Annotated in this window: 22 protein-coding genes; 9 read left to right on the plus strand and 13 right to left on the minus strand. The window is 64.2% G+C overall.

Going from position 1 to position 22,365, the window contains the following annotated elements; translation table 11 throughout:
- Positions 1–32: 32 nt before the first annotated feature.
- From ACE3SN_RS03245 to ACE3SN_RS03265, 5 genes are all read left to right on the plus strand, one after another.
- Entirely contained in the window at positions 33–776 is a 744-nt protein-coding gene (locus ACE3SN_RS03245) for a ComF family protein (RefSeq protein WP_374527414.1), read from the plus strand.
- Positions 777–1,083: 307 nt separating this feature from the next.
- A complete protein-coding gene (gene hisI, locus ACE3SN_RS03250; protein ID WP_374527416.1) occupies positions 1,084–1,461 on the plus strand; it encodes a phosphoribosyl-AMP cyclohydrolase in 378 nt (125 codons plus the stop codon).
- Between the two features lie 31 nt (positions 1,462–1,492).
- A complete protein-coding gene (locus tag ACE3SN_RS03255) occupies positions 1,493–1,939 on the plus strand; it encodes a MerR family DNA-binding transcriptional regulator (RefSeq protein WP_374527418.1) in 447 nt (148 codons plus the stop codon).
- Positions 1,940–1,964: 25 nt separating this feature from the next.
- Positions 1,965–3,767 carry an acyl-CoA dehydrogenase C-terminal domain-containing protein gene (locus ACE3SN_RS03260; protein ID WP_374527420.1) on the plus strand — a complete coding sequence of 601 codons (1,803 nt, stop codon included), beginning with the start codon at positions 1,965–1,967 and terminating at the stop codon, positions 3,765–3,767.
- Between the two features lie 65 nt (positions 3,768–3,832).
- A complete protein-coding gene (locus tag ACE3SN_RS03265) occupies positions 3,833–5,290 on the plus strand; it encodes a phosphotransferase (protein ID WP_374527422.1) in 1,458 nt (485 codons plus the stop codon).
- Here ACE3SN_RS03265 and ubiM read toward each other — a convergent pair.
- The 6 genes from ubiM to tyrS form a co-directional block, all read right to left on the minus strand.
- Positions 5,287–6,444, minus strand: a complete 1,158-nt coding sequence (gene ubiM, locus ACE3SN_RS03270) for a 5-demethoxyubiquinol-8 5-hydroxylase UbiM (protein WP_374527424.1) — start codon at positions 6,442–6,444, stop codon at positions 5,287–5,289. The two genes, ACE3SN_RS03265 and ubiM, sit on opposite strands and share 4 nt — an antisense overlap.
- 55 nt (positions 6,445–6,499) lie before the next feature.
- Positions 6,500–7,210: a dienelactone hydrolase family protein gene (locus tag ACE3SN_RS03275; RefSeq protein ID WP_374527426.1), complete on the minus strand. Its 711-nt coding sequence runs from the start codon at positions 7,208–7,210 to the stop codon at positions 6,500–6,502.
- A complete protein-coding gene (gene cysK / locus ACE3SN_RS03280) occupies positions 7,207–8,124 on the minus strand; it encodes a cysteine synthase A (protein ID WP_374527428.1) in 918 nt (305 codons plus the stop codon). Before cysK ends, ACE3SN_RS03275 begins: the two co-directional genes overlap by 4 nt.
- On the minus strand, positions 8,121–9,386 hold the full coding sequence (locus tag ACE3SN_RS03285) for an MFS transporter (protein WP_374527430.1): 1,266 nt from the start codon (positions 9,384–9,386) through the stop codon (positions 8,121–8,123). Before ACE3SN_RS03285 ends, cysK begins: the two co-directional genes overlap by 4 nt.
- Positions 9,387–9,482: 96 nt before the next feature.
- On the minus strand, positions 9,483–9,821 hold the full coding sequence (locus tag ACE3SN_RS03290; protein ID WP_374527432.1) for a PilZ domain-containing protein: 339 nt from the start codon (positions 9,819–9,821) through the stop codon (positions 9,483–9,485).
- Between the two features lie 102 nt (positions 9,822–9,923).
- A complete protein-coding gene (gene tyrS, locus ACE3SN_RS03295) occupies positions 9,924–11,147 on the minus strand; it encodes a tyrosine--tRNA ligase (protein ID WP_374527435.1) in 1,224 nt (407 codons plus the stop codon).
- 120 nt (positions 11,148–11,267) lie between these two features.
- Here tyrS and ACE3SN_RS03300 point away from each other — a divergent pair, with 120 nt between their 5' ends.
- From ACE3SN_RS03300 to ACE3SN_RS03310, 3 genes are all read left to right on the plus strand, one after another.
- Positions 11,268–11,738, plus strand: a complete 471-nt coding sequence (locus ACE3SN_RS03300; RefSeq protein ID WP_374527437.1) for a DOMON-like domain-containing protein — start codon at positions 11,268–11,270, stop codon at positions 11,736–11,738.
- Positions 11,735–12,931: an exo-beta-N-acetylmuramidase NamZ domain-containing protein gene (locus tag ACE3SN_RS03305; RefSeq protein ID WP_374527439.1), complete on the plus strand. Its 1,197-nt coding sequence runs from the start codon at positions 11,735–11,737 to the stop codon at positions 12,929–12,931. Before ACE3SN_RS03300 ends, ACE3SN_RS03305 begins: the two co-directional genes overlap by 4 nt.
- 134 nt (positions 12,932–13,065) lie before the next feature.
- The gene (locus ACE3SN_RS03310; protein WP_374527441.1) at positions 13,066–14,295 is read left to right on the plus strand and encodes a spinster family MFS transporter; all 1,230 of its coding nucleotides are present in this window, start codon (positions 13,066–13,068) and stop codon (positions 14,293–14,295) included.
- Here the strand turns inward: ACE3SN_RS03310 and ACE3SN_RS03315 are convergent.
- From ACE3SN_RS03315 to ACE3SN_RS03335, 5 genes are all read right to left on the minus strand, one after another.
- Positions 14,286–15,089 (minus strand): lipid II flippase Amj family protein, encoded by an 804-nt coding sequence (locus tag ACE3SN_RS03315; RefSeq protein WP_374527443.1) that lies wholly within the window; start codon positions 15,087–15,089, stop codon positions 14,286–14,288. The two genes, ACE3SN_RS03310 and ACE3SN_RS03315, sit on opposite strands and share 10 nt — an antisense overlap.
- 41 nt (positions 15,090–15,130) lie before the next feature.
- Positions 15,131–15,931: a 4,5-DOPA dioxygenase extradiol gene (gene ygiD / locus ACE3SN_RS03320; protein WP_374527445.1), complete on the minus strand. Its 801-nt coding sequence runs from the start codon at positions 15,929–15,931 to the stop codon at positions 15,131–15,133.
- Between the two features lie 183 nt (positions 15,932–16,114).
- Positions 16,115–17,200 (minus strand): MFS transporter, encoded by a 1,086-nt coding sequence (locus ACE3SN_RS03325; RefSeq protein WP_374527446.1) that lies wholly within the window; start codon positions 17,198–17,200, stop codon positions 16,115–16,117.
- 70 nt (positions 17,201–17,270) lie between these two features.
- Positions 17,271–18,452, minus strand: a complete 1,182-nt coding sequence (locus tag ACE3SN_RS03330) for a VWA domain-containing protein (RefSeq protein ID WP_374527448.1) — start codon at positions 18,450–18,452, stop codon at positions 17,271–17,273.
- Between the two features lie 4 nt (positions 18,453–18,456).
- Complete coding sequence (locus ACE3SN_RS03335; RefSeq protein ID WP_374527450.1) at positions 18,457–18,879, minus strand: GFA family protein; 423 nt, start codon at positions 18,877–18,879, stop codon at positions 18,457–18,459.
- Between the two features lie 77 nt (positions 18,880–18,956).
- On the opposite strand from ACE3SN_RS03335, the gene ACE3SN_RS03340 reads away from it, so the two are divergent.
- Positions 18,957–19,709: a glutathione S-transferase family protein gene (locus ACE3SN_RS03340; protein WP_374527452.1), complete on the plus strand. Its 753-nt coding sequence runs from the start codon at positions 18,957–18,959 to the stop codon at positions 19,707–19,709.
- A 57-nt stretch (positions 19,710–19,766) separates the two neighbouring features.
- Here ACE3SN_RS03340 and ACE3SN_RS03345 read toward each other — a convergent pair whose 3' ends face one another.
- Positions 19,767–20,612 carry an AAA family ATPase gene (locus ACE3SN_RS03345; RefSeq protein WP_374527454.1) on the minus strand — a complete coding sequence of 282 codons (846 nt, stop codon included), beginning with the start codon at positions 20,610–20,612 and terminating at the stop codon, positions 19,767–19,769.
- 89 nt (positions 20,613–20,701) lie between these two features.
- The gene (locus ACE3SN_RS03350; protein WP_374527456.1) at positions 20,702–22,360 is read right to left on the minus strand and encodes a DUF4139 domain-containing protein; all 1,659 of its coding nucleotides are present in this window, start codon (positions 22,358–22,360) and stop codon (positions 20,702–20,704) included.
- Positions 22,361–22,365: the final 5 nt, after the last annotated feature.

Genomic DNA, 22,365 nt, shown 5'->3' on the forward strand with positions numbered 1-22,365 from the left:
GCGCCGCCGCGCAAGCGATAGCAGACACAGCCATGCAGGTTCCCGCAGTCCTCGCGCCGGTCGTCGATCTGGTCTTTCCACCGCGCTGTCCGTTGTGTGGCGCGGCGCTGGTGGCGCAATCCGGGCTTTGTGCGGGCTGCTGGGCAGAGTTGGCAATTCCCGGGGAACCAAGTTGCGTCAGCTGCCAGCGTCCGTTTCCGGCGGATGCGGCCTCGGGCACGATCTGCGCGCCGTGCCTTGCCAATCCGCCCAGGCACAAGGGTATTGCGGCGGGTACGCTTTATAACGACGGTTCGCGCAAGCTCGTCCTGGCTTTCAAGCACGGTCACCGGATTGCCTTGGCGGGCCTGCTGGCGCGACTGATCGCGGCGCGGCTTCCGCCGGAGGTTGATGGCGACTGGCGCTTCGTACCGGTGCCGCTCCACCGCTGGCGAATCTGGTCGCGCGGGTTCAACCAATCCGCGCTGTTGGCCAAGGAATTGGCGAAGGATCGCCGCGCTCATCTGCTTGTCGATGGATTGCTGCGCCGTAAGTCCACCCCGATGCTGGGCGGGATGGGACGCAAGGCGCGCGCCCGGTCCCTGGCTGGTGCAATCTTGGCGAACCCGCGCCGCCTGGCGGAGATCAGGGGGGCGAGAATCGTACTGGTCGACGATGTCCTGACCAGCGGCGCAACCACCGATGCCTGCGTTGCTGCGCTGCTGCGCGCCGGGGCAGCCGAAGTTCGCATTGCCTGCTTTGCGCGGGTACTCGACGAAGCGCTGATGCACACCTGAGCCACAAACGAAAACGCCCGGAACCGAAGCTCCGGGCGTTCTCGTGACGAAACTCGCGGGCCTTGCTTTCGCAATTAGGCGATCCCCCCAGATCGCTTGGCCCAATCCCTCATGCGGTTGCCGGGTTTCCCGGCTATACTCGATCCCCGAACCTGGGCCATCAGCACCTATCATCGGCGCCGCCGGACCGGCGGGCGGTGTTTCCGCATTACTTAACTCTGCGAAACCGGCTCCGATTGGAAGGACGAAGGGCGAAGCGAACAGTTTTTGGTCGACACGTGTGGTTATCTTGCAACAAAGGAATTCCATGAGTGGAATCGACACCGAGCAAAGAGAGCAGGGCATCGCGTTCCTGCCAAAGTTTGACGCCAATGGCTTGCTGACCGCAATCGCGATCGATGCGAACAGCCGCGACGTGCTGATGGTGGCCTTCATGGATGCCGAGGCGTTGGCGAAGACGCGCGAATCAGGCCTGGCTCATTTTCATTCGCGATCGCGGGGGCGGCTGTGGATGAAGGGGGAAAGTTCCGGCCATGTGCTGAAGGTTCGCGAAATTCTGGTCGACTGCGATCAGGATGCCTTGGTCATGCTGGTCGATCCGGCGGGGCCGGCCTGTCACACTGGGGCGCAAACCTGCTTTTACCGCAAGCTTGAAGGCGACCGCCTGGTTCGCACAGGCGGTTGACGCTTACGTAAAGGGAAGCTAGATTGGCGGCATGGAAAACCTTGCTGCCAGCTATTCCTCGCATGAGGGCGCGCACCTTGATCGTCCCGACGCGTTACAGCGCGAACAGTTCACCATTTCGGACCTGACCGCCGAATTCGGCGTTACTGCGCGAGCGCTGCGTTTTTATGAAGACGAAGGGCTGATTTCGCCTTCGCGTCAGGGACTTTCACGGGTCTATTCAAAGCGGGATCGGGCGCGTCTGGCGTGGATCATGCGCGCAAAGAACGTCGGCTTCAGCCTGACCGAGATCAAGGAGATGATCGATCTCTATGATCTGGGCGATGGCCGTACCAGGCAGCGCCAGGTCACCATCGAACGCTGCCGTGAAAAGGTTGCCCGCCTGACCGAACAGCGCGACGATATCGATGCCGCCATCAAGGAACTGACCGACTTCATCCGTCTGGTCGAGAATGTCGATCCGGCCAACGCGGCCTGATCCCTAAACCTGCAGGACTAAACCCATGCCGATCTACAAGGCGCCTTCGCGCGACGTCCGTTTTGTCATCAACGAAATGCTCAAAGTCGATGGCTACAGCCACCTGCCAGGCTTCGCGGAAGTCAGCAGCGATCTGGTCGATACCGTGGTCGAGGAATGCGGCAAATTTGCCGCCGAAGTGCTCGCCCCACTGAATCAGAGCGGCGATCAGGAGGGGTGCCGGCGCAATGCCGATGGCACCGTCACCACGCCCAAGGGCTTCAAGGAGGCCTTCGCCAAGTACCGTGAGAGCGGCTGGGGCACGCTGTCCTCGCCGGTCGAATATGGCGGTCAGGGCATGCCGCACGTGCTCGGTTTCGTGGTCGAGGAATTCGTGGCAACTGCCAACCATGCCTTTGGCATGTACCCGGGCCTGACCAACGGCGCGGTCAGTGCGATCCTCGCCAAGGCCTCGCCCGAGCTTCAGGCAAAGTATCTTGCCAAGATGGTGTCGAACGAATGGCTCGGCACCATGAACCTGACCGAGCCCCAGTGCGGTACCGATCTTGGGCAGATTCGCACCCGCGCCGTGCCGCAGGCCGATGGCACCTATGCGATCACCGGCACCAAGATCTTCATTTCGGCGGGCGATCATGATCTGACCGAGAACATCATCCACCTCGTGCTGGCCAAGACGCCGGGCGCGCCGGACAGCACCAAGGGCATCTCGCTGTTCATCGTACCCAAGGTGTTGGTCAACGACGACGGTTCGCTGGGCGAGCGCAATGCCCTTTCGTGCGGTGCGATCGAGCACAAGATGGGCATCCACGGCAACGCGACCTGCGTGATGAACTATGACGGCGCGACCGGCTGGATGGTGGGTGAGGAAAACAAGGGCCTCGCCGCGATGTTCATCATGATGAACGCCGCGCGCCTTGGCGTCGCGATCCAGGGCCTGGCCCAGGCCGAAGTCGCTTATCAGAATGCGGTGAAGTATGCGCAGGAGCGCCGCCAGGGCCGCGCGCTTACGGGTCCTGCCGAACCCGGCGAGAAGGCCGACATCCTGTTTGTCCACCCCGACGTGCGCCGTATGCTGATGGACGCCAAGGCCTTCACCGAAGGGATGCGCGCGTTTTACCTGTGGGGCGGGCTGCTGGTTGACCTGACCCATAAGGCCGCCACCGCCGAAGAGCGCCAGGCTGCGGACGAGATGATCAGCCTGCTGACCCCGGTGCTCAAGGGTTATGGCACCGACAAGGGCTTCGACACCTGCGTCAACATGCAGCAGGTGTTCGGCGGCCACGGCTATATCGAGGAATGGGGCATGAGCCAGTTCGTGCGAGATGCCCGTATCGCGATGATCTATGAAGGCGCCAACGGCGTCCAGGCGATGGACCTCGTTGGCCGCAAGTTGGCGCTGAACGGCGGCCGCGCGGTTCAGGCCTTCTTTGCGGAAGTCGACAAGGAATGCGCGGCGGCCAAGGCGCGTCCGGAACTCGCCGCGCTGGCGGGTCAGGTCGAAAAGGCCAATGGCGAGCTCAAGGCCGCCACGATGTGGTTCATGCAAAATGCGATGGCCAACCCGAACAACATCGGGGCGGGCGCGCATCACTACATGCACATCATGGGGATCGTCAGCCTTGGCCTGATGTGGCTGCGGATGGGCGCGGTTGCCGCCGATGCGCTCGCCGCGGGGGCCTCGGACAAGGCGTTCTACGAAACCAAGCTCACCACTGCGCGCTATTACGGCGAACGCTTCACCCCCGATGCCGGTGCGCTGCGCCGCAAGATCGAGGCGGGCAGCGAGGCAGTGATGGCGCTGCCGGTGGATGCTTTCGCCACGGCCTGACGAGATTGCTTGACGGGCTGCGCTGCCCTGCTGTTTAACCGCCTGGTTAAATCCGGGAGAGAGACATGGTGCAGCGCAGCCCGAAAGAGCTGATCGAACTTTACTGGACCGAGGTCTGGAACAACCGCAACGTCGAGATGATCCGCGAGCTGTGCGCCGACCCGATCATCCGTCACGATGCCGGCAGCACCACCGCACTGTCGCTGGAAGACCAGATTGCCCGTGTGCGCCAGCAGAGCGAAAAGCTCGAACCCTACTTCGAACACGAAGTGCTGCTGGCCGATGATACCCATGTAACATCCGTCTGGAACATGCACACCCGCAAGGGCGAGCGCGTCGAGCTGTGCGGGATCGAGGTGTTCAAGGCGGTGAACGGTAAGTTCACCGATTGCTGGAACTCCACCTATGTACCGGGGCGCTGGGGGCGCGAGGGCGATGCGGCGGTTTCGGCCGACCTGCCGCCGCCCGTTATGATCGCCGCGCTCGACCAGATCACGCCGCAATGGCTGCAGGCGGTGTTCCAGCACGGCGGGATCGAAGCGCCGCGCGTGTCGCTGGCCAGCTCGCAGGAGATCGGGCACGGTAATCTCTCCACCACCTGCCGCACCGAGATCACCTATAACGCCAATGCCGAAAAGGCAGTGCGCTCGGTCGTTTGCAAGATCACCGCGCCGCTGCCCGAGGCCGTCGGCATCGCCGCGATGCAGAGTGTCTACCAGCGCGAGGCGGCGGTCTATGCCTTCTTCGGGGCCGAGCCGCCCTTCGCCACGCCGCGCTGCTATTGGCACAATGCCGGGGCGGATGGGCGCACGCTCAACCTCGTGCTCGAAGACCTGACCCAGCGCACCCGTCCGGGCAACCAGGTGGCCGGATGCAGCCGCGAGGAAGCCCGCGCCGTGGTGGCTGAATTTGCGTGGCTGCACGCGGCCTATTGGCGCGATCCCCGGCTGGACGGGGCGGACTGGCTGCTCAATCGCCGCGCACAAACCGGGCAGGCGGGCGAAACCCAGCTCGCTGCGGCCGCCGAATTCCGCAGGCGCTATGCCGGCCGGATCGCGGACGAGTGCCTTGCCGTACTCGATGCCTTCGCGCCGCAGGTCGATGCCGTCACCCGGGCCTTGCCAGAAGGGCAGACCCTGATCCACGGCGAACTGCGCGTCGATAATGTGCTGTTCGAGGATCTGCCCGAAGGCCCCAAGGCCTGGCTGATCGACTGGCAATTTGCCGACCGGGGCAGCCCGATGTTCGATACCGCCTATTTCCTGGCCGGTTCGCTCGATCCCGAAGATCGCCGCGCGGTGGAGCACGAACTTATCGCGCTGCACCAGGCCGAGATCGCCAAGGTCGATCCGGCCTACACGCTCGAGCAGGCGCAGACCGAGTTCAAGGCGTGCCTGCCGATCGCGTTGTACTTTTCGGTTGGTGCCGTGCTGGCGATCCCGTCCAGCGAACCGGCAGACAGGTTGCTGATCACGCTGGTCGAACGCAATGTCGCCGCGCTCAAGGACTGGGGCTGCGTTTAAGCCGCGCGCTTGCCGCTCAGCAGCATTCCCATCACCTGTCGCACCGGGGGCAGCGCGCCGAGCCGTAGGACGGCACTACGCACCGGGCGGGCGCGGCGGCGCTCGTCGGTGAACAGCCGCACGATGTGCAGCGTCGCCTGGTAGAGCGGCAGGGTCGCCAAGCGGTGGCGCAGCGCATAGCGGCGCAGCAGCCGCATGGCGCCCGGATCGGGCGCCTTGGCGATCAGTTCGGCCAAGCGGTTCGCGCCGAGCAGCCCGAAGTTAAAGCCGTGCGCCGTCACCGGGTGCATCCCCACAGCCGTATCGCCCACCAGCACCGCACGTGGGGCGCTGAAGCGGTTGGCATAGGTCATCGCCAATGGATAGTGCGTGGGCCGCGTCACCAGCGCGATCTGGCCGAGTTGCCCGCCAAGATAGCCCGCGAATAGCGACTCGATCTCCAGCGAGGGCATCGCCTTGATCCGCTTGGCCTCGGCATCGGGCACGGTGACGACCAGCGAGGACATGCCTTCGGCCAAGGGCAGCAACGCCACGGTGCGGCCATGGTCGAACCATTCGGTGGCGACCCCGCCGTGCGGCTTGGGGTGGGCAATGCGCGCGACCATCATCGTGTGGCCGAACCGTTCGACCGATGCGTCGATCCCCAGCATTACGCGCGTATCCGAAAAGCGGCTGTCGGCCGCGACCAGCAAGTCGCCGCGCAGCAGGCTGCCATCGTCCAACGCTACCTCCACGCTGCGCGGGCAGGTCTTGGCACTCACGACCTTGCGCCCGCAGTGCAGTTCGACGTTGGACTGCTCTGCCACGGCGGCAAACAGCGCGCGGCGGATCAGGTGGTTGGAAACCATGTGGCCCAGTGCATCGCCCTTGTCTGGGCCGATGGCGAGCGCGAAGGGCGAGGCCCCGTTTTTCACGCGAGCTTCGCGCAAGGGGTAGACCTCATCCTGCGGGATGCGCTGCCAAACGCCAAGCCCGCGCAGGATTTCCGCTGAGCGCAGCGTCAGCGCAATCTCGCGCCCGTCAGGCAAGGGATCGGCCAGTGCCTCACGCCCTTGCGGTTCGATCAGTACGACGCGGTGCGCGGAACCGGCCAGGCCGCGCGCCAAGCTCAATCCAGCTGGGCCTGCCCCGACAACGATGATCGTCTTGCTCATGCGACACCTCCGCCCGTGCGCTAGGCGCGGGCAGGGGGCGGCGCATTGCGGCAGGTCAATCGGCGGCGAAAACCTCGTCCAGCATCGCCGTCAACGCGGCCCAGGACTGACGGTCGGCGCTGCGGTCATAGCCGATGGCGGGCAGGCCGCGCGTATCGCTCGCCGGATCGGTAAAGCCGTGCCTCACCTTGGCATAGGCGTGAAAGTGCCAGTCGGCGCCGACACCGTCCATTTCCTCCCAGAAGGTCATCACCTGAGAGCGCGGGACCATCGGGTCGGCATCGCCGTGGCAGACGAGGATGCGCGGTTTTATCGGGGTGGCGGCGGGACGCTGGGTGTCGAGCAGGCCGTGGAAACTGGCGACGAGGGCCAGATCCTCGCCCGCACGGGCGAGTTCCAGCACGGCCTGTCCGCCCATGCAAAAGCCGATGGCGGCAAGGCGCAGGCCTGCCGCGGCTTCATGTCCGCGCAGGGCGGCGACGGCAGCGGAAAGGCGGGAGCGGTAGTGATCGACATCGCTGCGCAGCGCCTCGGCCAGGGGGCGCGAGGCTTCGAAGCTGGCCACCGGCTCGCCATAGAAGTCCGCGATCAGGGCGAGGAAGCCTTGCTCGGCCAGCATGGCGGCGCGGCGTTCGATTGCGGGCAGGACGTTGGCGATGGTCGGGAACACCACCACGGCCCCGCGCGGTGCGCCGACCGGGCGGGCCAGCCACCCGGTCAGCGCCGTGCCGCGATCCGCATGGTCGACGCGTTCGAGCGTGCTCATTCGGGCAGGAAGTCCGGCACCGAGAGGTAACGCTCACCCGTGTCGTAGTTGAAGCCGAGCACGCGGGTTCCGGCGGGCAGTTCCTTCAGCTTCTGCGCAATCGCGGCGAGCGTCGCGCCCGAGCTGATCCCCACCAACATCCCTTCCTTGGTGGCGCAGAGGCGGGCCATTTCCTTGGCATCGGCCGGATCGACCTGGATCGCGCCGTCGATGGCCTGGGTGTGAAGGTTGGCCGGGATGAAGCCCGCGCCGATGCCCTGGATCGGGTGCGGGGCAGGCTGCCCGCCCGAGATCACCGGCGAGAGCGTGGGTTCGACCGCATAGGCCTTCATCGCGGGCCACTTCTGCTTGAGGCCTTCCGCGCAGCCGGTCAGGTGGCCACCGGTGCCAACGCCCGTGATCAGCACGTCGATTGGCGTGTCGGCGAAATCGGCGAGGATTTCCTGCGCTGTGGTGCGCACGTGGACGGCGATGTTGGCCGGGTTTTCGAATTGCTGCGGCATCCACGCGCCGGGGGTGGAGGCGACGAGTTCATGCGCGCGCTCGATCGCGCCCTTCATGCCCTTTTCGCGCGGGGTGAGGTCGAAGGTGGCGCCATAGGCGAGCATCAGGCGGCGGCGCTCGATCGACATCGATTCGGGCATGACGAGGACCAGCTTGTAGCCCTTGACCGCTGCCGCCATGGCGAGGCCAATCCCGGTGTTGCCGCTGGTCGGCTCGACGATGGTGCCGCCGGGCTTGAGGCTGCCGTCCGCTTCGGCCGCTTCGATCATGGCGAGGCCGATGCGGTCCTTGATCGAGCCGCCCGGATTGGCGCGCTCGGCCTTCACCCAGACTTCGTGATCCGGGAACAGGCGCGACAGGCGGATGTGCGGGGTGTTGCCGATGGTGGCGAGAATGCTGTCAGCCTTCATGGGGTCGGTTCCTTGTGACGGTATTGCGGCGCGAACGTTTTCGCCCTGCGCAGTTCGGGGAAGATGACGGTCCAGATTGCGGTAACGAGGATAGCTCCCGCGCCGCCAAGTGCAACAGCGCCAACCGGGCCCAGCAGCGCGGCGGCAAGGCCCGACTGCATTTCGCCCAGTTCGTTCGAAGCCGAAATGGCAAGGCCCGAGATCGAGGAGACGCGCCCGCGCATGTCATCGGGGGTGTTGAGCTGGACCAGGGTGTTGCGGATGAACACCGAAACCTGGTCGGCACCGCCCAGTACGGCCAGCATCGCCAGTGAAAGGGGGAAGCTGGTCGACAGGCCGAAGATCAGCGTGGTAAGGCCATAGACGACCACGGCCCACAGCATCTTCGCCCCGACGTTGCGGCTGAGCGGCGCAAAGCCGAGCGCCAGCGCAACCAGCGCGGCGCCCAAGCCGGGCGCACCGCGCAGCAGGCCAAGCCCTTCCGAACCGACATGCAAAACGTCATAGGCGAAGGCGGGCAGCATTGCCGTGGCGCCGCCCAGGAGGACGGCAAACAGGTCGAGCGTGACGCAGCCAAGCAGGAAGCGTTCGCGCAGCACGAATTTCGCCCCGTCGGTCATCTGCTTTACCGGGTGGGCGTTGCGGATTGCAGGACGCGGGATCGGGCGGATCGCCAGAACGGCAAGGATACCGAGCACCAGCAGCAGGCTGGCATACCAATAGGGTAGCGCCGTACCCTTGGCGAAGAGGAAGCCGGCTATCGCCGGACCGATCACCGAGGCGCTTTGCCAGGCGATCGAACTGAAGGCGATTGCCTTGGGCAATTGTTCGGCCGGGACCACGTTGGGCACGATCGCGCTGACCGAGGGGCCGATGAACACGCGTGCCGCACCGTGGAGCGCGGCCAGCCCGAACAGCAGCTCCAGCGTGATGAAATTGCCCGAATTGGCCAGCGCCAGCACTAGCGCGATGACAAGGTCGATTGCCGTCGAAGCAGCGGCGACAAAGCGCCGATCCAGCCGGTCGGCGACCAGCCCGGCGACCGGGGTGAGCAGCAGGAACGGAATAAACTGCGCAAGGCCCAGCAATCCGAGCAGGAAGGCGGCTTCCTTGGGCGGCATACCGTGGGTTTCGCGTGCGATCTTGTAGACCTGCGCGCCGATGATCACGACGATCGCGGTCGTCGCGTTGACCGAACAGAATCGGGTGAGCCAGATTAGCCGGTAATCGCGGATCTTGAGCGGATGGGTAACGTCAGACACGCAAGCGGAATGGCAGTGCGAGGCGCCTTTGCCAAGCGGTCAGAATGTTTGTGTGGGTATAACCCAGCTATCTTGGCGCTACGTCCGGGGTAGCGATCAGCGACGGGCGCGTAGGCGGGGATTGGGTTGCAGCGCGTTGATCAACTTCATGAAATCGTCGAGCCGGATGATCCGTTCGAACTGGAAACCGGCGCGGCCGTCGTTCGACCAGATCATGTGCGCTTCGATCCGGCCGACTTCCGGCAGGCGGATGGTCACGCGCTCACCGCGCGAGATCTCAAGATCGCCTTCAACCATGAAACCGTGCGCCGAGACGTTGATGATATGCATGTGCACGTCGCCGATGCGGCGATGCTCGCCGATCACCTTGTGATCAGCGGGATGACGCGTAGCACGGCGCATATCCGTGACGGTCAATTGTGCTCCAGAAACCATGCGACGGACCCGCCTCTTGTTGCATTTACAGAAGAGCCTTTTGCGAACGAAAGGCAAAAATTCTGTAAACGCCGGCACACATCTGCCGGAAACGCGGCAAGATCACGCCGGTCGCAGCACTCCGTGCTTCTTCTTGCCCGAGGAGATCCGCACTTCCGAGCCGCCGGCGATGTGGTAACCTTCGTCATTCACCGCTTCGCCGTCGATCCGCGCGCCGCCGCCCGCGACAAGGCGCTTGGCCTCGCCCCGGCTGGCGGCAAAGCCGATCCCGACCAGTGCGTCGATGATCCCCAGGCCCTCGGCGGGCAGGGTGAAGACGGGCAGGTCAGAGCCGACGCCGCCGCCCGCGAAAGTGGCGGACGCGGTGGCTTCGGCAGCCTTGGCGGCATCATCGCCCCGGCACAGGCGGGTGACTTCGTTGGCCAGCACAACCTTGGCGGCGTTGATCTCGCTGCCCTCAAGCGCCTCGAGCCGGGCGATCTCGTCAAGCGGCAGGTCGGTGAACAGTCGCAGGAACTTGCCCACGTCGCGGTCGTCCGCGTTGCGCCAGTATTGCCAGAAGTCATAGGACGGGAGTTGGTCCTCGTTGAGCCAGACGGCGCCAGCGGCGGTCTTGCCCATTTTTGCCCCGTCGGCCGTGGTCAGCAGCGGGGTGGTGAGGCCGAACTGTTCCTGTCCTTCCATGCGGCGGGTGAGCTCGATCCCGTTGATGATGTTGCCCCACTGGTCGCTGCCGCCCATCTGTAGCCGGCAGCCATAGCGCAGCGCCAGTTCGCGGAAGTCGTAAGCCTGAAGGATCATGTAGTTGAATTCGAGGAAGGTCAGGGGCTGCTCGCGCTCGAGCCGCAGTTTGACCGAGTCGAACGTCAGCATCCGGTTGATCGTGAAGTGCGGGCCAACCTCGCGCAGCAGTTCGACATAGCCGAGCTGGCTGAGCCATTCGTCGTTGTTGACCATGATCGCGTCGGTCGGGCCGTCGCCAAAGGTCAGCAGCTTTTCGAACACCGTGCGGATCGAGGCGATGTTGGCGTCGATCAGCTCGGGCGTGAGCATCTTGCGGCTTTCATCCTTGCCTGAAGGATCGCCGATCTTGGTTGTGCCGCCGCCCATCACCACGATCGGCTTGTGCCCGGCCTGCTGGAGACGGCGCAGCATCATGATCTGCACGAGGCTGCCCACGTGCAGCGATGGCGCCGTGGCGTCGAAGCCGATATAGCCCGGCACGACCTGCTTCGCGGCGAGGGCATCGAGCCCCTCGGCATCGGTGAGCTGATGAATGTAGCCGCGCTCGTTGAGCAGGCGGAGCAGGGAAGAGGTGTAAGTCATGGCAGCCTTCTGGATTGCGGGGGCGCGCCTAGCACGGAGTTGCGCGGTTTGGAAACCTATTGGCTGACTTGTCATCCCGATACGCCCGCGAAATCAGTGACGGGAATCGCGGCAAGGGTGATGGCCATTCGGCAAGGCTGGCTTGAACTGCGCTGGAGGATCGACGGAGCGGATGCGCTGGCGGTGCCGCCATTCGCGGGCAAGGGCAGGGCGGACGGCCTTTGGCAGACCACCTGTTTTGAACTGTTCGTTCGTCCGCTAGAGGGCGGGGGCTACACCGAGTTCAACCTGTCTCCTTCCGAGCGCTGGGCGGCCTATGATTTCAGCGGCTACCGCGAAGGCATGGCAAACCGGGACATGCCGCGCGATCCAGTCTGCACGATCCGGCGCGGGCAGGGGCTGGCCATCTTCGATGCCGCGATCCCGTTGGCCGCTCTGCCTCCGCTGCCGTGGGAATACAGTCTGACCGCCGTGATCGAGGAACTGGACGGCACCAAGAGCTACTGGGCACTGGCGCACCCTCAGGGCAAACCCGATTTCCACCATCCGGCTTGCTTTGCCGCCGCCCTTCCGGCACCGGATGCCCCATGAAGTTCGGTATCGATCGCCTGCTGGCGGACCCCACCCTGCGCGCGCCATTGGCAGGCAAGCGCGTTGCCCTTGTCGCCCATCCGGCTTCGGTGACCGAGAGCCTTGTCCATTCGCTCGACGCGCTGATTGCGGCGGGGGTGAACGTGACCTCCGCTTTCGGCCCGCAGCATGGGTTGAAGGGCGACAAGCAGGACAACATGGTCGAGACGGCGGACGAGCTTGATCCGCTCTACAACATTCCCGTGTTCAGCCTCTATGGTGAGGTGCGCCGCCCGACCGGGCAGATGATGAGCACGGCCGACGTCTTCCTGTTCGATCTTCAGGACCTCGGTTGCCGGATCTACACCTTCGTCACCACGCTGCTCTACCTGCTGGAAGCCGCGCATGGGACGGGCAAGGAGGTCTGGGTGCTCGACCGGCCCAACCCCGCCGGGCGGCCGGTAGAAGGGACATTGCTGCGGCTGGGGCAGGAAAGCTTTGTCGGCGCGGGGCCGATGGTGATGCGCCACGGGCTGACGCTGGGCGAAATGGGCCGCTGGTTCATTGACCACTTCAAGCTCGACGTTCCCTACCGGGTGATCGAAATGCAGGGCTGGGAACCGGAAGGCCCCGGCTTTGGTTGGCCGCAAGACCGGATATGGATCAACCCCAGCCCGAATGCCGCCAACCTCAACATGGCGCGCGCCTATGCCGGGACCGTGATGCTGGAAGGGGCGACGCTGTCGGAAGGGCGCGGCACCACGCGTCCGCTCGAAGTGCTGTTCGGCGCGCCCGATGTCGATGCCAAGGCGGTGCTGGCCGAGATGCGCGGCCTTGCGCCCGAATGGCTGGCGGGCTGCGCGATCCGCGAATGCTTTTTCGAGCCGACGTTCCACAAGCACGCCAAGACGCTGTGCAACGCCCTGATGATCCACGCCGAGGGCGCATTCTACGATCACCACGCCTTCCGTCCGTGGCGCTTGCAGGCGCTGGCGTTCAAGGCGATCCGGCGGCTTTATCCCGACTATCCGCTGTGGCGCGATTTTCCCTACGAGTACGAGTTTGAGCGCCTCGCGATCGATGTGATCAACGGCGGCCCGGCCCTGCGCGAATGGGTGGACGATGCCGCCGCCATGCCCAGCGATCTTGATGCGCTGGCGGGAGCGGATGAGGCCGCGTGGCGCGAAACCATTCGTCCATACATGCTTTATTGATTGCCCGCTTGACCTTACCCCCAGTCCTGCCGAAGTTGCTGGCCTGACAACAAGGCGGGCTCTGACCTGCCGGGCTGGGAGGTTACATGCAGGCAGGCGCCGCGACGGCAGGTTTTGATCGTTCTACCCGGTTGATGCTCTGGACCCTGCTGGTAGTCTATGTGTTCAACTTCCTCGACCGGCAGATTGTCAACATCCTGGCCGAGCCGATCAGCCGCGATCTAAAGCTGTCTGACACCCAGATCGGCCTGATGACCGGACTCGCCTTTGCGCTTTTCTACACTGTGCTGGGGCTGCCGATTGCGCGTCTTGCCGACAAGCCGAGCACTGACCGGGGCCGCCTGATCGCGCTGGCCCTGACGATCTGGTCGGGCATGACCGCACTGTGCGGGCTGGCAAACAGCTTCGTGCAATTGCTGCTCGCCCGCATCGGGGTGGGGGTGGGCGAAGCGGGCTGCACACCGGCGGCTCATTCGCTGATTGCCGACCGCGTTGCGCCCCAGCGCCGTGCCAGCGCGATGGCGTTCTATGCGTTGGGGATCCCGCTCGGTTCGCTGCTGGGAATGATGATCGGCGGTTACCTTGCCGACGAGGTGGGCTGGCGCAAGGCCTTCATGCTGGTCGGTGCGCCCGGACTTGTGCTGGCACTGTTCGTGCTGTGGCTGATCAAGGATCAGGACCGGGAGGTTCGTGTTCAGGCCGACGCGCCTGCCGAAGGCTTGTTGCGAACCGTCGCGGTCCTGTTTGCCTCGCCCACCTTCGTGATCATGCTGGCGGCGGCATCGGCCTGCTCGTTCCTGTCCTATGGCAAGGCAACCTGGACCACGATCTATTTCCAGCGCAACCATGGCCTCACCCCGGGCGAGGTCGGCTTCTGGTTCGGACTGTGGGGCGGACTGGCCGGCATGGCGGGAACCTGGCTCGGCGGGTGGCTGGCGGATCGGTATGGCAAGGAAGACCGCCGCCAGATCGTGACTGCCCCGGCAATCGGCATGGCACTGGCCGTGCCGCTGGCAATCTCGGCCTATGTCGCGAGCGACTGGCGGATCTCGCTGGTTCTGCTGATGATCCCGACGGTGCTCAATTCGCTCTACTACGGACCGGTGTTTTCATCCGCACAAGGGCTGGTGCCGCTGCGCCACCGCGCGATGGCCAGCGCGATGGTGCTGTTCTGCCAGAACCTCATCGGGTTGGGCCTTGGTCCGCTGTTTTTCGGGATGTTGTCGGACTGGCTGAAGCCGACCTATGGTGCGGACTCGGTCCGCTACGTGCTCTATGGCGCGGCTTGTCTTGGGCTGCTCCCGGCGCTGCTGTTCTGGCTTGTTAGGCCGGGGCTGGCGCGTGACCTTGATCGTCACACGTAATTTGCGATCCAGGCAACGAACTGGGCGGAGGGCAGAAACAGCAACTGCGCCAGCATGGTGCCTGCGAGACGGCTGAAACTGATCCACACGATGGTGCGGCGGAACAGCGCCTCGCTGACCCGGCCTTCGACCACGTCGTCGGTCATCACCGACAATTGCGGATCGATCAGGGCGAACAGCAGGATCGTGGCAAGGCCGTTGATCACGGCGGAAAGCTGCGAGGCGGTGACGCGAAATTCGGGGTTGAGATAGCCCGCGTAAAGCGAAGCCAGCACGCCCACCGTGATCAGCGCCTGGGCCAGACAATTGGCCGCCAACACGCCCCAGCCCACACCGCGCGGCTTGGCCAGTTCCCTGATCTGGCGGATGTGCGGGGGCGAGGCGGCATCGCGGATCGAGCGCAACCCTTCGGGCGAAGCGCTGTGTAGCACCAGTTGCACGGTCGAGCGGTGTTCCTGGAAATATCCGATTGCGCGGGCGAACAGACGCTGGCCGGTCGGAACCAGCGCGATGCCGATCGCCACGGCGAGAGTTGCCGAGCCCAGAACCAGTTGGAAATCGCCGAAGAGGGCATCGCCGCCCCCGTTCGATATGCGTGTTTCGATCCGCTTGGCCAAGAACGGCCCGAGGAAGCTGTTCGACGTGCGGCTGACCAGCACCAGGATGTTGAACAGCGCAAAGCTCATCGCGATCCGCCGGGTGCGCACCCCGGCAATGCGCGCGGCATAGGCAAGCGTACCGATCAGGTTGATCGCCGCGGTCAGCAGGCAGATGATGAGAAGCTGGCGGTCCATTGCGGCGCTGGCTTAGCGGGTGGCTTGCGCGCCGCCTAGCGTCAGTTCAAACCGTCCACCAGTTTTGCATCGCCCAACAGGTAGCTGGTCATGGAGAGCGAGCTTTCAACCGTGTCGTTGAACACGCCAACCTCGTCGCCCGGCAAGCGCCAGCCTTCGGCATAAAGCAGGGGCAAGTAGTGCTCGGCGCTGTTGATGGCGGCGGCGGCGGCCTGGTCCTGCGGGTCGAAGGCGATCAGGGCCGAACGATTGCCCGCCAGCATCGCCGCCGTGATCCGGCTCTGGAAATCGACCGCCCAGTCAGGCCGCTGACCAGCGAAGCGGCCATAAAGCGACAGGTTGTGGACCACGTTGCCGCTGGCGACGAGCAGCACGCCTTCATCGCGCAGCACGGCGATACGCTCGGCCGCAGCGAAGTGTTCGTCTGGCGAGAGAGAGCGATTGAGGCTGAGCTGGATCATCGGAATGTCCGCTTCCGGATACATCGGTTGCATCACGCACCAGGAACCGTGGTCGAAGCCCCAACTCGTGTCGGCCTGGGCCTTGTCCGCGCCGATCAGACCGATCAGGCGTTCGACCAGCGCGTCGTTGCCCGGCGCGGGGTAACGCATATCGTACATTTCCTGCGGGAAACCGCCGAAATCGTGGATCGTGCGCGGATGCGCACCCGCCGTCAGGTGAATCGCGCCCTGCGTCTGCCAGTGCGCCGAGACGACAAGGATCGCCGTGGGGCGCGGGAGCACCTTGGCCAGCGCCTGCCAGGCGCGGCGTTCCGGGACATCGGAAATCACGGTCATGGGTGAGCCGTGTCCGAGGAACAGAGCGGGGAGACGATTTGTCATGCAGGCAAGATGGTGGGCAGCAAGCCAGGCGCAAGCAAGGCAAATCTTGGGGCGCTCAAGCTTTCACTATCAGTGCTGCGCGTGCCGCGTTTCTGGCATGGCCAGGGCGGCGATCGTGCCGGGGATCCAGAGCGCGATCAGGAACCAGGCAATCGCCAGCGGGCTGCCGGTTTCGTGGATCAGCTAGGTAACGGCCAGTTGCGCGCTCGATCCGAACAGCGTGATCGGCAGGGTATAGACCATCGCGAAGTTGCGCGCCCGGCTTGCCTTGGAAATGCTCTCGCTGACGGAAACCACGAATACGCTCGACAGGCCATTGGCGAGGCCGAACAACGCGCAGGTGATCATGAAGCTCTGAGGCGAAGGGCTGCCGATCAGCCAGCTGAACACCGGCCATGCCCCCAGCAGCGGCAGCACTGCCGAGGCGATGATCAGTGGCCGCCGCCCGACCTTGTCGCTCATCCGGCCCGCCCACAGCCCTGCCGCGATACCGGTGAGGTAGGATGCGAGCTGCCCGCCGAGCGCCTGCGCCTGCGGCAGGTGCAGGCTCGATTGCGCGAAAGTGGCGAGGTAGTTGAGGATGTAGCTGGTCGAGGTTCCGGCCGAAAACAGCACAAAGCCAAGCGCCATGATCCGCCATTCGCGCTTGCTGGGCGGCGGGGCAATCTCTGTGCGTTCCTCGTAGGCGTGGGTTTCGGGCAAGGTCCGGCGCACCCACAGCGCATAGGGAATGACGATCAGGCCAAGCCCCAGCGCGATGCGCCAGCCATAGGCGGCGACCTCGTCCTTGGTCAGCACCAGTGTCAGGATCAGGCCGACCAGCGCACCAAGCCCGCCCGCGCCCAACTGGGTCACGCGTTGCAGGCTGCCGATCAGGCCGCGATGGCTATGGGCGGCCGCTTCGATCAGGAAGGCCGTGGAAGGACCAACCTCGCCGCCAAGGGCAAAGCCCTGCAGCAGCCGTGCAATCACCGCGATGATCGGCGCGGCGATGCCGATCTGCGCATAGGACGGGGTGAGGGCGAGGCCCGCGATTCCCAGGCTCATGCAGCCAAGTGTCAGCAGCAAGGCCGGGCGGCGACCATGCCGGTCGGCATAGGAACCGATCAGCCATGCCCCCAGCGGGCGCGAGATGAAGCCCGCGCCAAAGGTAGCAAGGCTGGCGATCAGCGAGAGATACTCGTTGTCCGACGGGAAGAACGCCCGCCCGATCTGGATCGCGAAGATCGAATAGACCAGGAAGTCATAGAACTCGATGGCGTTGCCCACCGTCGCGCCGATGATCGCCCGGCGCGCGTGGTGCCTTTGCCCTGCTTCAGCCTGCCCCCCGTTCAACGGATCAATGCTTCTTGCGGGTGAGTTCGCGCATCGCGTTGTCGAGCCCTTCAAGGGTGAGCGGATACATCGAGCCGCCAACCAGTTCCTTGATCATCTTGGTCGACTGCGAATAGGCCCACTGCTTTTCCGGCACCGGGTTGATCCACACCGTGGCCGGGTAGACGTTGGCGACGCGCTGCAGCCAGGTGGTGCCCGCCTCCTCGTTGAAATGTTCCACCGAGCCGCCCGGATGGGTGATTTCGTAGGGGCTCATCGCGGCATCGCCGACGAACACCACCTTATAGTCGTGCCCGTACTTGTGGAGGATGTCCCAGGTGTTGGTACGCTCTGACCAGCGGCGCTTGTTGTCCTTCCACACGCCTTCGTAGAGGCAGTTGTGGAAGTAGAAGAACTCCAGGTTCTTGAACTCCGCCGTGGCGGCGCTGAACAGTTCCTCGACCAGCTTGATGAACGGGTCCATCGAACCGCCAACGTCAAGGAACAGCAGCAGCTTGACCGCGTTGTGGCGCTCGGGCCGCATACGGATATCGAGCCAGCCTTGGCGGGCGGTGTCTTCGATCGTGCCTTCGAGATCGAGCTCGTCGGGCGAGCCTTCGCGCGCGAACCGCCGCAGGCGGCGCAGCGCGACTTTGATGTTGCGGGTGCCCAGTTCGCGCGTGTTGTCGAGGTTCTGGAACTCGCGCTTTTCCCAGACCTTGAGCGCGCGCTTGTGCTTGCTTTCGCCGCCGATCCGCACGCCTTCTGGGTTATAGCCGTTGTTGCCATAGGGGCTGGTGCCGCCGGTGCCGACCCACTTGTTGCCGCCCTCGTGGCGTTTCTGCTGTTCCTCGAGCCGCTTCTTGAGCGTCTCCATGATCTCTTCCCACGAACCGAGCTTCTCGATCGCGGCCATTTCCTCTTCGGTGAGGAACTTCTCGGCCACGGCCTTCAGCCAGTCTTCGGGAATGTCGACCGGGTTCTGGCCATAGTCGGTGAGCAGGCCCTTGAAGACCTTGTTGAACACCTGGTCGAACCGGTCGAGCAGGCTTTCGTCCTTCACGAAGACCGAGCGCGAGAGGTAATAGAACGCCTCGGGCGTCTGTTCGATCACGTCCTTTTCAAGCGCTTCGAGCAGGACCAGGTGCTCCTTGAAGCTGGCCTTGATCCCGGCAGCGCGCAATTCGTCGACGAAATTGAAGAACATCGGCTTAGTCCTTGGGAGCAGGAGCCGGCGGCTGCTGCGGATATTGTTCGAGTGAGGGGTCGATCCTGGCCCAGGCGGGGGCTTCCTCTGTCCAGATCGCGACTTCTGGCTTCAGCCCGTGGGGTTCGTCGATCATGCCAAAGCGCACGGTCTTGAGGTGCGGGCGGGCCGAGCTTTGCGCATAGGCCTGGGTCCCGCATTCGGGGCAGAACCAGTGGGTGAGGGTATTGCCGCTGGCCGCGGTCCAACTGGAACTGGCGAGTGGGCCGGTGAACGACACCGCCTCGGAAGGAAAGATCGCGTTATGGCTGGGGCCGCCGGCGGCGATCTGCTGGCATTGGCGGCACCAGCACTGGCGCGTGCCGACGGGCTCAGCGTCAATTGAGACGGTCAGCTTGCCACAGGCGCAGCGTCCATTTCGAATCATGCCGAGGCTCCCGTTGCAACTTGTATGTAGTGCATACAATTGATAGTCTGCGCCCGATAAGAGAGGATCCTGTCAAAATGCTCAAGCTCTACAGTTTCGGCCCTGGCGCCAATTCGCTCAAGCCCCTGCTCACGCTTTACGAGAAGGGCCTGGAATTCGAGGGAATTCGGCTGAATCCCGCCACCTTCGAACACCACAGCGACTGGTACAAGGAAATCAACCCGCGCGGGCAGGTGCCGGCGCTGGTCGATGACAGCTACCCCGGCGGGCGCGTCATCACCGAATCGACGGTGATCTGCGAATACCTGGAAGACAAGTACCCGACTGCCGTAAAGCTGCGCCCCGACGACTATGCCGACCGCGCCGACATGCGCGTCTGGACCAAGTGGGTCGACGAATACTTCTGCTGGTGCGTGTCCACCATCGGCTGGTCGCGCATGGTCAGCCAGATGGCCAAGGCAATTTCGGCGGAAGAGTTCGAAGAACGCGTGAAGGCCATTCCCATCCCCGAACAGCAGGTCAAATGGCGCCGCGCACGCGACGGCTTCCCGCAGGACCTGCTCGACGAGGAAATGCGCAAGATCGCCGTCTCGGTCCGCCGCCTCGACGATCACCTCGCCGACAACGAGTGGCTGGCGGGCGGAATGTACAGCCTCGCCGACATCTGCAACTACGCGATCGCGGGCGGGATGCAGCTCGGTTTCTCCGAACTGGTCAACGCGAACGACACGCCCCACCTGCTGCGCTGGATCGAGCAGATCGCCGCGCGTCCGGCGGTCAAGCGGATGTACGCCGAAGTGCCGATGGAAAGCCTGAAGCCGCAAGATTGATCGCCCTCTGAAATCCCCCTCCTCGGGAGAGGAGGGGAGTTTCGCGCGGGTTCTGGATCAGTTCTGGCGCCGGGCCATGAAGGCCAGACGTTCGAACAGCATCACATCCTGCTCGTTCTTGAGCAGCGCGCCGTGGAGCGGCGGGATCGCCTTGGTGGGATCCTTCTGCTGCAGCACGTCGAGCGGCATGTCCTCATTGAGCAGCAGCTTGAGCCAGTCGAGCAGTTCGCTGGTGCTGGGCTTCTTCTTCAGCCCCGGCACTTCACGCACTTCGTAGAACACGTCCATCGCCTTCGACACCAGAGTCTTCTGGATGCCAGGGAAGTGCACGTCGATGATCGACTGCATCGTCTCGCGGTCGGGGAACTTGATATAGTGGAAGAAACAGCGGCGCAGGAAGGCGTCGGGCAGTTCCTTTTCGTTGTTCGAAGTGATGACCACGATCGGACGTTCCTTGGCCGCGATCGTTTCACGGGTTTCGTAAACGTCGAAGCTCATCCGGTCGAGCTCCTGCAGAAGATCGTTCGGGAACTCGATGTCGGCCTTGTCGATTTCGTCGATCAGCAGCACCGGCAGCTTGGGCGCGGTGAAGGCTTCCCACAGCTTGCCCTTCTTGATGTAGTTCGCGATGTCGTGGACGCGCTCGTCGCCCAACTGGCCGTCGCGCAGGCGGGCCACCGCGTCGTATTCGTAGAGGCCCTGCTGCGCCTTGGTGGTCGACTTGACGTGCCATTCGATCAGCGGCGCATCGAGCGCCTTCGAGATCTCGTGTGCCAGCACGGTCTTGCCGGTGCCCGGCTCACCCTTCACCAGCAGCGGCCGGCGCAGCAGCACGGCTGCGTTGACGGCGACCTTGAGGTCTTCGGTTGCGACGTAATTGCTGGTGCCTTCGAAACGCGCCATGGCTCTCCCCGTTCACTTAATCGGTCGGTTAAGCAGCCGGGATAAGTGTAGCTGCGCCGCGTTGCAAGCTGCAATCGAGCAGGGCCGTCTCAGTTCTTGTCGACGGTGTACTGCAGGCGAATCACGCTGTTTGCCGGGATGTCGATGAAGAAGATCGGCTGGCCATCCTGCTTTTCGACCGGCAGCGTCGCACGGCGGACCTTGGTTGTGCCCCAGGTCTGCAGCTTGAGCTCGAACCGCACCGGTTGGTCCGAGGCATTGCTCAAGGCAAACTCCTCGATGCTGGCGCCACCTTGCCACAACGCAAGCATGTCACCTGAGAGCGTTTCCGGCTGGGGATCGTTTGCCTTGGGATTGCGGCGCAGCGTGCGGCGGGTGGCGGTAATGTCGGGTGCGTCGCCCAGCACCAGTTCGATCTTCTCGCCCTCGGCCGTATCGCTCAGCGAGGGTTGACCGACCAGCATCGTGCGGCCCCAGTGATCCTGTTCAACCACGAACGAGCCCGCTGGCAGCGGCAGGCCCAGCTTGTGCTCCTTGTCGTTCTTGGTGCGGACCAGCGCGATTGCCTGCCAGGTCTGGGGCCGGTCGCCATAGCCCTGCGCGGAGAAGGTCTGGGTATAGATTCGGTCGAACGGCACCCCCTTTTGCTCGACGAGGCGGGATTGCTTCATCTGCTGAGCCGCAACCGTGGTGCGCTGCGGAACGCGGTAGAGCTTGAGGTCGCCAAGCTGCTCAGGCGGCGGCGGAGGCGGTGGCGGTGGAGGGGGCGCCATCATCATTGGTGCCGGCGGCGGGGGGATCATGCCTTTTTCCGCAGACCGCTGCGCCGTTACCACAACGTCTTCATAGGATTCGTAATCCTCGCCCATGTAGGGGCTGACGAGTTGATAGGGGCGATCCGGCTTGAGCGGGATCTGGTGCGTGCGCTGCATCGGCCAGCATTTCGCCACCACTTGTGCTTCGTTGCCGACGTACCGGTTGACGTACTCCCGGTTGAGTCCACCCGCCACGATCTGGGTCCGGGCATTGGACAGGGATACGGTGTTCCCGTTGGCCAATGTCATCCAGCCACCAATGTCCATCGTCTTGCCGTCGGGATTGATGTGCGCGGTGTAGTTGGCGCTCCAGTCGAACCCCTCGGCGATGTAGGTCAGCGTTACGGTGGTGGTGATCGGCTTTTTCGCCCGCGTCTTCACGCTCAACGTGGGAGTGGCATAGAGACCGCTGCCAGAGCGGCTGTACGAAAAGGTCTCGGGGTTGCCCGAGCAGCGCAGCGCTTCCTCGCCTTCGGCGGTCTTGAACACCACCCCGTCCGGTCCGGCCGAAACAAGCGTGGCAGGAACCAGCCGGGTCTTGCCGGTCTTGCGATCGGTGCGCTTCAAGGTCAGCGACTTGCCCACCGTGGCCCGCGCCAGCGCCGAAGGGGAAAGCAACGCCGCGTTGCGGTTCTTTTCGATCACGCCGCCCGGCAGGCCGGAGACGATCGCGCTTTCCGGAATGATCCCGTCGACAACGCCCTCAAAGCGCAGTTCGCTCTCACCGGCGGGCAAGCTAACCACGCGCGTTTCGGTGATGACGGCGAAACCGCCCAAATAGTTGAGCTGGATTGTCCCGCCATTGCGGTACGGCGCGCGGTAGATCGTTACCGACACATCCCTGGGCGCCGAGGCGGCGACGTCACCAGCCAATGACGGAGCTGCCGTCAGCGCGGTTACCGCAATGAGGGCGAGGGTGGCCAGACGGCGCACAAGCA

Origin of the sequence: Novosphingobium sp. (assembly GCF_041915465.1) — a bacterium.
Classification (GTDB): Bacteria; Pseudomonadota; Alphaproteobacteria; order Sphingomonadales; family Sphingomonadaceae; genus Novosphingobium.

Coding starts and splice junctions, on each gene's coding strand:
- ACE3SN_RS03255 (WP_374527418.1), top strand. CDS start 1,493: ATGGAAAACCTTGCTGCCAGCTATTCCTCGCATGAGGGCGCGCACCTT.
- ACE3SN_RS03245 (WP_374527414.1), top strand. CDS start 33: ATGCAGGTTCCCGCAGTCCTCGCGCCGGTCGTCGATCTGGTCTTTCCA.
- ACE3SN_RS03265 (WP_374527422.1), top strand. CDS start 3,833: ATGGTGCAGCGCAGCCCGAAAGAGCTGATCGAACTTTACTGGACCGAG.
- tyrS (WP_374527435.1), bottom strand. CDS start 11,147: ATGACTTACACCTCTTCCCTGCTCCGCCTGCTCAACGAGCGCGGCTAC.
- cysK (WP_374527428.1), bottom strand. CDS start 8,124: ATGAAGGCTGACAGCATTCTCGCCACCATCGGCAACACCCCGCACATC.
- ACE3SN_RS03260 (WP_374527420.1), top strand. CDS start 1,965: ATGCCGATCTACAAGGCGCCTTCGCGCGACGTCCGTTTTGTCATCAAC.
- ACE3SN_RS03305 (WP_374527439.1), top strand. CDS start 11,735: ATGAAGTTCGGTATCGATCGCCTGCTGGCGGACCCCACCCTGCGCGCG.
- ubiM (WP_374527424.1), bottom strand. CDS start 6,444: ATGAGCAAGACGATCATCGTTGTCGGGGCAGGCCCAGCTGGATTGAGC.
- ACE3SN_RS03330 (WP_374527448.1), bottom strand. CDS start 18,452: ATGTTCTTCAATTTCGTCGACGAATTGCGCGCTGCCGGGATCAAGGCC.
- ACE3SN_RS03290 (WP_374527432.1), bottom strand. CDS start 9,821: ATGGTTTCTGGAGCACAATTGACCGTCACGGATATGCGCCGTGCTACG.
- ACE3SN_RS03275 (WP_374527426.1), bottom strand. CDS start 7,210: ATGAGCACGCTCGAACGCGTCGACCATGCGGATCGCGGCACGGCGCTG.
- ACE3SN_RS03340 (WP_374527452.1), top strand. CDS start 18,957: ATGCTCAAGCTCTACAGTTTCGGCCCTGGCGCCAATTCGCTCAAGCCC.
- ACE3SN_RS03335 (WP_374527450.1), bottom strand. CDS start 18,879: ATGATTCGAAATGGACGCTGCGCCTGTGGCAAGCTGACCGTCTCAATT.
- ACE3SN_RS03310 (WP_374527441.1), top strand. CDS start 13,066: ATGCTCTGGACCCTGCTGGTAGTCTATGTGTTCAACTTCCTCGACCGG.
- ygiD (WP_374527445.1), bottom strand. CDS start 15,931: ATGACAAATCGTCTCCCCGCTCTGTTCCTCGGACACGGCTCACCCATG.
- ACE3SN_RS03315 (WP_374527443.1), bottom strand. CDS start 15,089: ATGGACCGCCAGCTTCTCATCATCTGCCTGCTGACCGCGGCGATCAAC.
- ACE3SN_RS03300 (WP_374527437.1), top strand. CDS start 11,268: ATGGCCATTCGGCAAGGCTGGCTTGAACTGCGCTGGAGGATCGACGGA.
- ACE3SN_RS03345 (WP_374527454.1), bottom strand. CDS start 20,612: ATGGCGCGTTTCGAAGGCACCAGCAATTACGTCGCAACCGAAGACCTC.
- hisI (WP_374527416.1), top strand. CDS start 1,084: ATGAGTGGAATCGACACCGAGCAAAGAGAGCAGGGCATCGCGTTCCTG.